8 protein-coding genes are annotated in these 12,137 nt (G+C 39.8%); 5 read left to right on the forward strand and 3 right to left on the reverse strand.

From position 1 onward, the window contains the following. Positions 1–80: 80 nt before the first annotated feature. Positions 81–2,462, forward strand: a complete 2,382-nt coding sequence (locus HXT47_RS03790; RefSeq protein ID WP_004106785.1) for a DNA gyrase/topoisomerase IV subunit B — start codon at positions 81–83, stop codon at positions 2,460–2,462. A 115-nt stretch (positions 2,463–2,577) separates the two neighbouring features. Continuing rightward, positions 2,578–3,753 carry an MFS transporter gene (locus HXT47_RS03795; protein ID WP_032842534.1) on the forward strand — a complete coding sequence of 392 codons (1,176 nt, stop codon included), beginning with the start codon at positions 2,578–2,580 and terminating at the stop codon, positions 3,751–3,753. A gap of 134 nt (positions 3,754–3,887) precedes the next feature. Here HXT47_RS03795 and HXT47_RS03800 read toward each other — a convergent pair whose 3' ends face one another. Together HXT47_RS03800 and HXT47_RS03805 are read right to left on the reverse strand one after the other, a co-directional pair. Beyond that, positions 3,888–5,612 (reverse strand): PASTA domain-containing protein, encoded by a 1,725-nt coding sequence (locus tag HXT47_RS03800; RefSeq protein ID WP_004106782.1) that lies wholly within the window; start codon positions 5,610–5,612, stop codon positions 3,888–3,890. A gap of 144 nt (positions 5,613–5,756) precedes the next feature. Then, entirely contained in the window at positions 5,757–8,420 is a 2,664-nt protein-coding gene (locus tag HXT47_RS03805; protein ID WP_004106781.1) for a DNA gyrase/topoisomerase IV subunit A, read from the reverse strand. Between the two features lie 161 nt (positions 8,421–8,581). On the opposite strand from HXT47_RS03805, the gene HXT47_RS03810 reads away from it, so the two are divergent. Beyond that, positions 8,582–9,841 (forward strand): alkaline phosphatase family protein, encoded by a 1,260-nt coding sequence (locus tag HXT47_RS03810; RefSeq protein WP_410297343.1) that lies wholly within the window; start codon positions 8,582–8,584, stop codon positions 9,839–9,841. Between the two features lie 138 nt (positions 9,842–9,979). Here the strand turns inward: HXT47_RS03810 and sepH are convergent, their stop codons facing one another. After that, positions 9,980–11,188, reverse strand: coding sequence for a septation protein SepH (sepH, locus tag HXT47_RS03815; protein WP_421776938.1), 1,209 nt, complete (start codon positions 11,186–11,188; stop codon positions 9,980–9,982). A gap of 158 nt (positions 11,189–11,346) precedes the next feature. Between sepH and HXT47_RS03820 the strand changes: the two genes are divergently transcribed. Beyond that, positions 11,347–11,640, forward strand: a complete 294-nt coding sequence (locus HXT47_RS03820) for a DUF4193 domain-containing protein (protein WP_004106775.1) — start codon at positions 11,347–11,349, stop codon at positions 11,638–11,640. Next, the gene (dut, locus tag HXT47_RS03825; protein WP_004106773.1) at positions 11,641–12,120 is read left to right on the forward strand and encodes a dUTP diphosphatase; all 480 of its coding nucleotides are present in this window, start codon (positions 11,641–11,643) and stop codon (positions 12,118–12,120) included. Positions 12,121–12,137: the final 17 nt, after the last annotated feature.

Below are 12,137 nucleotides of genomic sequence, written 5' to 3' on the forward strand. Positions count from 1 at the left end.
CGTATTGTTGCTTTTGCGATAGTACGACACTTATTGCTTAAAATAATCGGTTGTACGTTTAATAAGTGCAAGGGGTAGAAGTGGTCTCTCATAAAGAGCAATATGATGCTGATAGCTTGACTGTGCTTGAAGGCTTAGACGCAGTTCGTAAGCGTCCAGGCATGTATATTGGCACTACAGACAGTCAAGGTTTAATGCATTGCCTTTGGGAGATTATTGACAACGCAGTTGACGAAGCTTTAGCTGGAGCTTGCGATCATATTATTGTTACTCTTCACGACGATGGATCTATTGAAGTTGCAGATAACGGTCGTGGTATTCCAGTAGACGTTGAGCCTAAAACAAAACTTACAGGCGTTGAAGTTGTTTTAACTAAGCTTCATGCTGGAGCAAAGTTTGGCAACGCTTCTTATAATGCTGCAGGCGGTTTACATGGCGTTGGCTCTTCTGTTGTAAACGCTTTGAGTTTGCGTTTGGATGTCGAAGTTGATAGAGACGGTAAAACGCATCATATGGCGTTCCATCAGGGACATCCTGGAGTTTATAGTGATGCAGATCCAGAGCATCCATCTCCTGCTTCTCCGTTTAAGCGCACGCGAAAAAATAAGCCTACTGAGCTTGAAATTATTGGCACTGTTTCGCCAAAAACTACCGGCACTCGTGTACGCTACTGGGCGGATCCAGAAATTTTTAACTCAACTGCGCATTTCAGCTATGAGCAGCTTATTGCTCGCGTGCGTCAAACAAGTTTCCTGGTTCCAGGCTTAAAAATTACTGTTATTGACGAGCATGTGCCTGAAGGTGAATCTGCAAATATTGAAGAAATTGATTCTCCAGAAGACAATGTTATAGAAGATAATGCTGCAGAAGATAATCTTCTTGAAAACCAGTCTGATAATAGCGATGACTCTGTGCCTGAATTTGAAGAATTAGAATCTGAAACAACATTAGAAGATGAAGATGATTCTGAAGATGAGACTGAAAATATCGCGAATGAAGATGCTGAATCTGAAGAATCAGTTGCACAATCTGTTGCAAATGCTGAGTCTGCTAACTCAATGCAAAATAAGCATCATCCTCGAGTAGTTGAATTTTTGCATAATGGTGGCGTCAAAGATTTCGTTGATTTTCTTTCAAAAGGTGAAGCAGTATCGGATATTTGGCGTATTTCTGGCGAAGATACATATGTAGAAGAAACGCAAGCTGTTGATTCTGCTGGAGATTTGCATGCTCAACAAGTAACGCGTAAGTGCGGCGTTGACATTGCAATGCGTTGGGTAAACGGCTACGATTCAACGATTATTAGTTTCGTAAACGTTGTTGAAACTCCTGGCGGAGGTATGCACGTTGACGGATTCTTGCAAGGATTGACCAAGCAAATTCGTAAAGCTGTTGAAGACAACGCACGCAAATTAAAAGTAAATCTTAAAGATTCGAATACGAAAATTGAGCGAGACGACATTACAGCAGGATTGGTAGCAGTCGTAACTGTCCGCATTGCTGAGCCTCAATTCCAAGGTCAAACTAAGGATGTTCTTGGAACCGCACAAGTTAAGCCAATCGTTACTAAAATGACTGATGCTCAATTTGGCGAAATGATTACTGGATCTAAGCGAGGATTCAAAGAGCAGTCTGCTAGGGTTTTGGAAAAAATCGTTTCCGAAATGCATGCGCGTATTCAGGCGCGTAAAACTAAGGAAGTTACGCGCAGAAAGAATGCGCTTGAGTCTGCTTCAATGCCACCAAAACTTTCTGATTGCCAGCCTGGAAACGACGATGTTGCAGAACTTTTCATCGTCGAGGGTGATTCTGCACTTGGCACTGCAAAAGCTGCTAGGAACTCTGCTTTCCAAGCGCTTCTTCCAATTCGCGGTAAGATTTTGAACGTGCAAAAGGCAAGTCTTGCACAAATGCTTTCAAACAAAGAGTGTGCTGCAATTATTCAGGTTGTTGGAGCGGGATCGGGCGCAAGTTTTGATATTTCGCAAGCGCGTTATAACAAGATTGTTATGATGACTGATGCTGATGTTGACGGCGCGCACATTCGTATTTTGCTGCTGACGCTGTTCTATCGTTATATGCGTCCGCTTATTGAGCACGGTCATGTTTATGCTGCAGTGCCGCCTCTTCACAGAATTGCGCTCGCTGGAAAGCGAAAGGGTGAGTATATTTATACTTATTCAGACGACGAATTGGCTGGAAAGCTTGATGATTTGCAAGCTAAGGGCATTGATTTTAACAGCGATATTCAGCGCTATAAGGGCTTGGGCGAGATGGATGCGGATCAGCTTGCAGACACTACTATGGACCCTAGAACCCGTATGCTTCGAAGGATTCGTATGGAAGATGCTCAGCAAGCGAGCGAAGTATTCGATTTGCTGATGGGTGATGATGTTCCTCCGCGCAAGCAGTTTATTGTTGATAACGCTGATGACTTTGATCGTTCCAAAATCGATACCTGATGTCGGCATGTTGTTTGCGTTGCTTTATGTCGCCTTGTATATTTATATTCCTTTATATTGCTTTATGAAGGCGTGTTTGCGTTAGAAATATGAAGTACTAATGTTTGGGAATTTTATGATTAACCTTCTTCTTGTTGTTATTTATCTTGCTTTTATTAGTTTGGGTTTGCCGGATGCTCTTTTAGGAGCTGCGTGGCCTACGATGAGTCACGATATTGGTGCGCAAATTTCTTGTGCTGGCGGAATATCAATGGTTATTTCTGCAGGAACAATTATCTCTGCATTACTTTCGAACAAACTTACGTGCAAATTTGGCCCTGGGAAAGTTACGCTTATTTCAGTTGCTCTAACAGCTTTAGCGCTACTAGGTTTTTCTTTTGCTCCGAATTATCTTGTGCTTATTTTTCTAGCTATACCCTACGGTTTAGGTGCTGGAGGAGTGGATGCGGCTCTTAATAACTACGTTGCAGTGCACTATGAGAGTTGGCATATGAGCTGGCTTCACTGCATGTGGGGAATTGGTGCTTCTACAGGTCCTTATATTATGGGTTTTGCGCTTTCGCATGGTCAAAGATGGACTGCTGGATACCAGTATATTGCCGTTATGCAGATTGCTTTAACACTTGTGCTGCTCATGAGTTTGCCGTTGTGGAAAAACAATAAAAAGAATGAATTGAATAAGATCGTTGAGTCAAAAACAAAATCTTTTGAAAAGGTATCTTATGCGGGAATTTTGCGCATTCCAGGAGCTAAAAATATACTTATTATGTTCTTTTGCTATTGTGCGTTGGAACAAACTGCAGGCTTGTGGGCTAGTAGTTACATGGTTTTGCATGGAGGAGTTAGCCGCATTGTTGCAGCTGGTTGGGCAAGCCTGTTCTATGTTGGTATTACGGTTGGTCGTTTTGTAAGCGGATTTCTTACTATGCGTTTTAACGATGCAACCATGATTCGTATTGGGCAGTGCGTAATGCTTATGGGCATTCTGGTGTTGCTGCTGCCTTTGCCGAATCATATTGAGCTTGTTACAGGATTCATTATTATTGGACTTGGTTGCGCTCCTGTTTATCCATGCATCATTCATTCAACTCCGCATTATTTTGGTGCTGATAAGTCTCAAGCAATTGTTGGCATGCAAATGGCAAGCGCATACATCGGCTCTATGGTAATACCTGCGATTTTTGGAATAGTTGCACAGAATGTTTCCATGATGTTGCTTCCAGCTTATTTGCTTATTCTTCTCGCTGTAATGACTTTTATGCATGTGCGTCTGATGCGCGTTTATGCATAATAATCTCTTATAATAAAATTAAGCCCTTAAAAAGTTGAAATACTACAACTAGAAGGGCTTAATTTATTGATAAGCAAATGATTAAGCGTTTTTTTAAGTGCTAATATTATTTGCTTTACAACGTCAAATTTTAACTACAAGGTTTTTATAATATCGAACCTTAACCAATTTAAAGGTTCTTCAATCTTGTAATAAACATTGTCGTCGTCTGGAGCTGGCGCGAAAGGCACTGGCTTGTTCTTTTTCGTTGGCACAAACGGGCTAGTTGGATAATCGGGTCCAGTAACTCCATCAGGAATAGCTACTTGTGTTTTATCGTACAGCTTTGGATCTCTTCGCATAATGAATGGTCGGCTAAAATCAGGCTTATTTTTCCCTTTGCCTTTAAAGTATCCGCTCTTTTCAAGTTCATCAAATTTTGTATTTACAGGAACAAGTACAAAGAAATCATGCATTTTGTAGGTTAATCCTGTATTAGCATCTTTGTTAGAACCTTTATACATTCCTTGATCATCAAATTTTTCAGGGCTGTTTTCTGCGTTTATATCTTTACCATGTTCACAAACTCTTACACCTGGTGATGGGGAAAATATATTGTTTCCGCAAGATGGCAAATCTAATCCTTTGTAGAATTCTACTGCGCCAGTATCGCCGGAAAGTAAATGATTTTTCATCATATCATTCATAGGTAATTTTTTATCGTATAGAATAGATCCAGATATATCTTGCGAATAGTTATTCATGCTAAGATAATTTTCATCACTTATCATAATAGGCTTAGCTCCATCATTCATGAGATCGCCAACGCGTGTCCCTAACACAACTGTAGATTCACCTTCAACAAACGATGGCATTTCATTGAAGTATAAGCATTCGCCGCCTTTATTACACCAAACTCCTGCAATTGGAGAAAGGCCTTTTGTTACGCGGACATCAGCATTATTTATTCCGTCCAGATGCTCTTTTTTAGTTAGTACTTCTTTTGTTTCACTTGCATCAACACCGTAGTATAGAGTAACCTTTTTTACTTCTTTCAAATTTTCTTCACCCAATGCAGGGTAGGAGCCCACAATTTTATCAATATAATTACGAGAAGAAAATCGTGGTTTTAATTCGTATTTCGTTATTCCAACTTTTTCCAGTATTTGTTTTGCGCTGTCTATATCTTTTCCTAACAAGTCTGCAGGTACTACTTTTTTGTTGCATTTACTAGCAATAGCAATATGCATATTGTCACCTTCGTAAGCTGCATTAAAAGCTTCTCCGGGCATAGGATAAGTTGAAATAATGGTTCCAGGCTTTACTGTTGCAGGAACTTTATGAACTTCTACTTTTAAGCCCATTGCTTTTACTTCGTCAGTAATTTCGTCTACAGTTTTCCCAATAACGTTTTTTGGCATACCTGGACCAAGAGATTCCACAACTGTTATTTTTGTGGAATGATTAACTTTACTACCTGGTTTAATGCCTTTTAATGAAATGAAGGAACCTTTTTTGCGTTTATTAAGTTCCCTAACAATTTGTACTTTAAAACCTTTTGAGCGTAAATTCGTTGCAGCAGCTTGAGCATTTGTATCTTTAATTACTGGCACTGTAGCCATACCTGAATTTGTCTGTACTCTCGTCATGTAATAAATTGTTCCAATGGCTGCAACTATAGCTAGAACGATTATTGCGCAAATAATTGATATGAATGCACCTTTTTTCTTATGATTTTTATTACCTTTATTAGGTTCTTTTTGCAACTCTTGTGTATGTGTTTGTTGCTCTACTTGATTTATTTCTTGTTCTTTAGTTTTATCTTCGTAATTTTCGTTAGGCGTACCGCATTGTTCGCAAAACTTTGCATCGTCTACCATGCTAATGCCGCAATGAGTGCAAAATGACATATTTTCCCTTTCTCTTTAAAAAATTTACCTAATTTTTAATAGCTTTAGTTTTATATTATCTATTTTCTTATTGGTGACTAATCACTAATAATTTTCTAAAAATTGTTCGTAATGCTATCCAATATGTGCAATTGGGGAAACAAGCTCAGTTCCAGAAGCATCCCTACGCATATCTGGTTTAGGTAGCTCAACATTGCTTCCGCCTTCTGTAACGGCTTGCAATGGATAGTATCCAACGTACGCGTGTATCAACGTATCTTGACCTTTAAGGAATCTTTGCGAGCGCACGCCACCAGTTGCGCGACCTTTTGTTGGGTACATGTCAAATGGAGTAATCTTTGCAGAACCGTTTTCGGTTCCAGGAAGAGCTTCACTGTCTCCAGCAACGGTGAACACTACTGTTCCAGAAGCGGAGAATAAACCATTTTCGCCTTCTTCGTAATGCCACTCTATTGATTTTTCTGGCACTACTGCGAAGGTTGCAACTTTAGCGCCTTCTGCTAAACGAATACCTGCCATTCCGCCTGCTGTACGTCCTTGTGGCCTAACTTGTTTAGCGTCAAAAGTAAGTAATGAAGAATCACTACTAATGAACACAAGTCTGTCGTTGTCTTCCGCTGGGGCTGCAGCAATAACGGTGTCGTCGTCTTTTAAGTCAATTATGCTCCATGAATCCATGGTAGTTGGAGCTTCAAAATTCCATCTTTTAACTACACCGTTTCGTGTGCCGATTGCAAGTGGAGTAGCGTTTTGTGAGGCATCAAATGCTATTGCTGAAACTACGCGTTCTCCTCTTACTGGATCCGTGCTTTGTGTGGAAGTTAGCAATTCTTGTGCTTTTACTCCATGGCTGAGCAGCGCAGGTTTTCCTTCTTCATAGTTAAGTTGTGGCAAATCTGCAACATGAGCTAGAACTAGTCGACCAGATGAAGTAACAAGAGCACAAGTTGAACGCGTTGTTGTTTCAAACATTGTTTTACAAGGAGTGTTAAATACGTTGTTGTTGTGCGAATTCCAATGTTCTAACACTGCAATGCTTGTTCTGGCAATTAACCCTGAAGTACTTAATGCTACTGCACAAGGCTCGTCACTTAATTGCATTGCAACAGAAGATGCGTCAGCTTCTCCAGTTTTACGAGCTGCATTAGCTGCTGCAGCCAAATCTGCTTGAGTTGAAGTAATTTTATTTGCTGATTGCACAGCTTTAATCGCAATATCCTCACTGTTTTTATTTATGCTGGAGGCTACTGGAGTAAAACTACCATCTTCATTTTCGTCAAGCAAAATTGTTCTGCGTGGAGTATCCCATTGTTTAACTGCAGTATCCATATCTGCTATTACGACGTTGTCGAGTTTCGCTTCAGAACTTAATATTTGATTTAGCTCTTCAATTTTTTTGAGCAAATCGTCGCGTTCAGCTTCGAGCTCTATTCGGCTCATTTTAGTAAGTCTGCGAAGACGTAAGTCAAGAATATACTGTGCTTGAATTTCATCAAGATCGAATACTTTAATTAACTTAGTTTTTGCACTATCTGCATCTTCAGATGAACGAATAACCTGAATTACTTCATCAATATCAAGAAGTGCAAGAAGTAAGCCGTCAACCAAATGTAAGCGTTCTTGAGCTTTTTTGCGCCTAAATTCACTGCGTCTGCGTACTACTGTTCTGCGGTGAGAAATCCAAACGTCTAATAGCTCTCTCAAGCCCATTGTGTGAGGTCTGCCGTCAACAAGTGCAACATTGTTAATAGTAAAGCTCTCTTGCAAAGGAGTGTGCTTAAAAAGTTGAGCAAGCACAGCGTTAGGATCAAAGCCTGTCTTAATCTCAATAACAATACGAGTTCCGTTATGTCGATCTGTTAAATCAATAGCACCTGAAATACCGTCTAATTTTCTTGATTTAACTCCTTGAGAAATTCTTTCCAAAACGCGTTCTGGTCCAACCATAAACGGAAGTTCTGTAACAATAATAGCTTTTTTGCGAGCAGTAATATTTTCTATATGTGTTGTAGATCTTGTAGTGAATGCTCCGCGACCTGTTGCGTAAGCTTCGCGAATGCCACTTCGACCGATGATAATTCCTCCGCTAGGCCAGTCAGGTCCTGGAACTAGTTTCATAAGATCATCTAGGGTTGCGTCAGGATGTTTCATAACATATTTTGCTGCAGCAACTACTTCGCCTAGATTATGCGTTGCCATATTAGTTGCCATGCCTACAGCAATTCCAGAAGCGCCATTTACTAAAAGATTTGGAATAGCTGCAGGAAGCACAGTAGGTTCTTTTAGTTTATTGTCGTAATTTGGTACGAAATCAACTGTGTCTTCGTTGATATCCGCGTTCATACCTAGTGATGCAGGAGCTAAACGCGCTTCGGTGTATCGAGAAGCTGCTGGACCGTCGTCAAGAGAACCAAAATTACCGTGTCCGTCAACAAGTGGCAAGCGTAGGGAAAATGGTTGAGCTAAGCGAACCATTGCCTCATAGATTGCAGAATCACCGTGAGGATGAAGTTTACCCATTACTTCACCAACAACGCGCGCTGATTTCATATAAGCATGATCAGGACTCAAATTCATATTGCCCATTTGATACACAATGCGTCGCTGCACTGGTTTCATTCCGTCTCGTGCGTCCGGTAAAGCTCGAGCATAAATAACTGAATAAGCATATTCCAGGAAGGATTTGCTCATTTCTTCGTTCAATGGTGTTTCAACAATATGCTCTTTAACTTTTCTTGGGTCGAAAGCTTGCTGTGTTGAGTGATGGCGTGAGGGCATATTTAGAACTCCTTGAATGACATTACGGCTATCAATCTTACCAATTTATATGCACAAACAGCATGTTTTTACTGAATTTTTCAGCAATTTGATTAGTTATTTATATAAATATTTGTTATTCGCGTTTTGTCCAATGCAATATAAGTGGTTCAATAGTAAGTATGAGTGCTGAAATACCGTCTGAAAATGATCTTTTACAATTCGTTGGAAATGTTAAGTACGGTGATTTTTCTAATTTCGCAGTTAATGAAAATTTTTCTTATGATTTTAATGAAAAAAATCTTGGTGGAGCGTTACATATATCTTCGGTTCTTCCAGCTTTAAGTGATGCAATAGACGCTCCTGTTAAAACAGCTATTCATAACGATCCACACGCTTTACGAGAAAGCCTTGGTTTTCCTAAATCTAATTCTGCAATTGTAGTGCTAATAGATGGTTTAGGATACTGGAATATTCTTATGCGCAAAGGTCACGCTCCTTACTTACGATCCTTGCTTAAAGAATCAATAAATCAAAGACCAATTAGCACGTGTGTCCCAAGCACAACTGTTGCTGCAATGGCTACTTTTGGAACAGGCACATGTCCGGGTCTTACTTGTATGACCGGTTACACGCAAAAGAATTCTCAAACTGGTAAACTTGCGCAGCTTATTCAATTTAATGATGCGCCTGATCCGCTAGTTTTGCAGCAAGAGCCAACTATATTTGAAAGTTTAGTTTCTAATGGAGTCCGTGCAGATAGCGTGGGATTACCAAAGTTTGAAAATACTCCTCTTACCAAAGCTGCTTTTCGTGGAGCAAATTATATTACTGCTGGAACTCCTAGAGCTCGCATTCTTAAGGCTGCTAATAGCAGTAAAACTCCAGGTTTAACTTATATGTATTTACGTGACGCTGATAAAACCGGTCATAATTATGGTTGGGATTCTCAGCAGTGGGTTTCTGTTTTTGAGCAAATTGACGAGCAGTTGCGTCTTTTGCGAGCAAATTGTGCTCCTGGAACATTAATTGTTATTACTGCAGATCATGGGATGATTAAATCTGATCCAAATAAGCGAGTTGATATTGCTAAGCATGATAAGCTGATAAAAGGCATATCGATGGTTGGTGGTGAACCTCGTTCTGTAATGTTGTATGCTAACAGTGACGCAAATCCTGAAGATATTATTTACCGTTGGCGTGAATATTTTGGAACTAATGCAATTGTACGCAGTAAAAAACAAGCCATTGACGATGGTCTTTTTGGTTTAGTAAACAACAGGGCAGAGGCTGTTATTGGCGATGTTATTGTGCAAGCTTGTGGAGCTTACACAATTGTTGATTCTCGCATTCAATCTGATAAAGCTATGAGTTTACCTAGCGTTCATGGATCAATGACTCACATGGAAATGGATATTCCGTGCCTCATAGATTTAGTGTAATTAGTGAGTTTTTGCTTCTAGTATTGAAAATGTTTTTATAAATCACAACTTAGCAAATAAAATGTGTGACACTCAAATTTTACTAAGAGTGTCACACATATTGTCAATAAGCGAAAAATTTATTTTTAAACTTCTTATTTAGCTTTCACCAAATAATATTTCATCCCAGCTTGGTACTGCTGCTCTTCCAGCTTTACGTTTATTGTGCTCAGAAGATGATTTTTCTTGACCATTAGCATTAATTTCTTGATTATTTTTAGCAGAATTTTGATTACTTTCAGCAGCATTTTTTTGCAAATTCGTATTAACAATATCTGCTTTTTCAGCATTTTGAACTTTTGCAGCCAATGATTTTTGTGCTTCATTAGACTCATTGACGATTTTGCTATTCGTTTCGTTTCTATTAATAAATTCAGCATCCGGTTGTATTAGCGAAGGCTGCTGAGAATTATCTTCTTTAATAAATTGCGTATTTGTTTTAGTAGAACGCTTAGAATAGCCTTTTTCTAATACTTGCTGTATGTCAGAATTATTGTCCTGATTTTCGAAGGAAGATTGGGCTTGTGCATCTGCAAGTTTGTCACTGTTTCTAAGTTCCCATTGAGAAACAGCTCGTTCGATTCTGGCAGAACGAATAGAATTTCCTGGAAGCTCTTCAGTGTTGAATGGGAAATTAATGCTTACAGTGTCTCTATAAGCTCCACCATATGGAGACTGTTTAGAAGTATCCGCTGCATTAACATCTTCACCAAGCAATAATCTAGACGAAGGGTTCGCGCATGTAACAGAGTTGTCATGCATGTTCCATGTCCACTCAGCTTTAATAGTGCGACTAGCAGTTTTGAAAGTAGCAGTAATTCGCCATGGCTCTAATCCTCTGCGCGTTGCTTTCCATTGCACTGTTTCCATGCCAATATGTGCTTTAGCTAACGTTCTTTCAATTAAATCTGCAATAGTGCGCATATTGCTTTGTTTAGGAGCAGGTACTAGAAGGAACTGCTCAATTGCATACTGCTTTTCGGTTTCAACGCCTGCAGAAAAACGCCTAACTTGTGCTTCACTAACGTTGTATCTTTGTGCTACATGTGAAGGTGCAACTCCTGCGCGAATCAATGCCTGAATTTGCGAAATAGGCAATGTTGCATTAGATTGCATAGAATTTGCGCCAGCGTTTGCTGAGTTCTGTTCATCGCTGTTTTTACTCGTAATTTTATGTGAACCAGCGATGGCGCGTTCCAGCGTGTCGTCCACTTGAATACGTAACGGCGTGTTTTCACAAATGAAAATCAAATTACCGTCTGCGTCAATATGGTCGAAACTCGCCTCTTTTGGCGGATTTTCAAGCATTATGCACCACTTTCTTCGCTTTTAACAATACTATTTATATACTTTAGTCCATACACTGCATTCTTTACCATTTTATTTAAAATAAAAAATGTGTAATATACGGGGTAGCATTCGTGTATGCTATGCGCGTAAGTAGCTTTAAAAACGAAAGGACCATAATGGCACAGGATTATGATTCTCCTCGTAGCAAAGATGAGGACGAAGAGTCGTTGGAAGCTTTGAGTAAAGGTTCTCAAAATTCAAGCAGCGATATTGACGATGATGAAAATGCTATTGCTGAAGACTACGAGTTGCCAGGTGCTGATTTAAGTAACGAAGATGCATCCGTAACTGTTATCCCTATGCAAGGCGATGAATTTATTTGTTCTGAATGCTTCTTAGTTAAGCATCGCAGCCAGTTAGCTGAAACTAATGCTGATGGTCAGCCTATTTGCAAGGAGTGCGCAGCTTAAATGGCATATGACGAGACCTATACTGGCCCCGAACAGGTTGAGGTATTAATTAAGTATCTCGATGATGAAACATCTACATTACAGCCGCTTTGCTACGCGCATGCAGGTGATGCAGGTGCCGATTTAAGAACTACCCAAGATTTTACCTTGCGTCCTTTCCAGAGAGCGCTTGTTCCTACTGGAGTTGCTATAGCTTTACCTGCAGGTTATGTTGCTTTAGTGCATCCTCGTTCTGGTTTAGCAGCAAAACAGGGTGTGACTGTGCTAAATGCACCTGGAACAGTTGATGCCGGGTATCGTGGTGAAATTAAGGTTCCTCTTATTAATTTAGATCCTGAGAACACAGTGCAATTCCATAAAGGTGATCGTATCGCTCAAATGGTTATACAACGTTATGTAGAAGCACAATTTATTCCCGCATCTAAATTACCTGAATCTGATCGCTCTGATAAAGGTTTTGGCTCCACTGGCGTACAATAATCTTTTTATAAATATCC

Origin of the sequence: Gardnerella sp. DNF01205, from assembly GCF_049244135.1 — a bacterium.
Taxonomy (GTDB): Bacteria; Actinomycetota; Actinomycetes; order Actinomycetales; family Bifidobacteriaceae; genus Bifidobacterium; species Bifidobacterium leopoldii.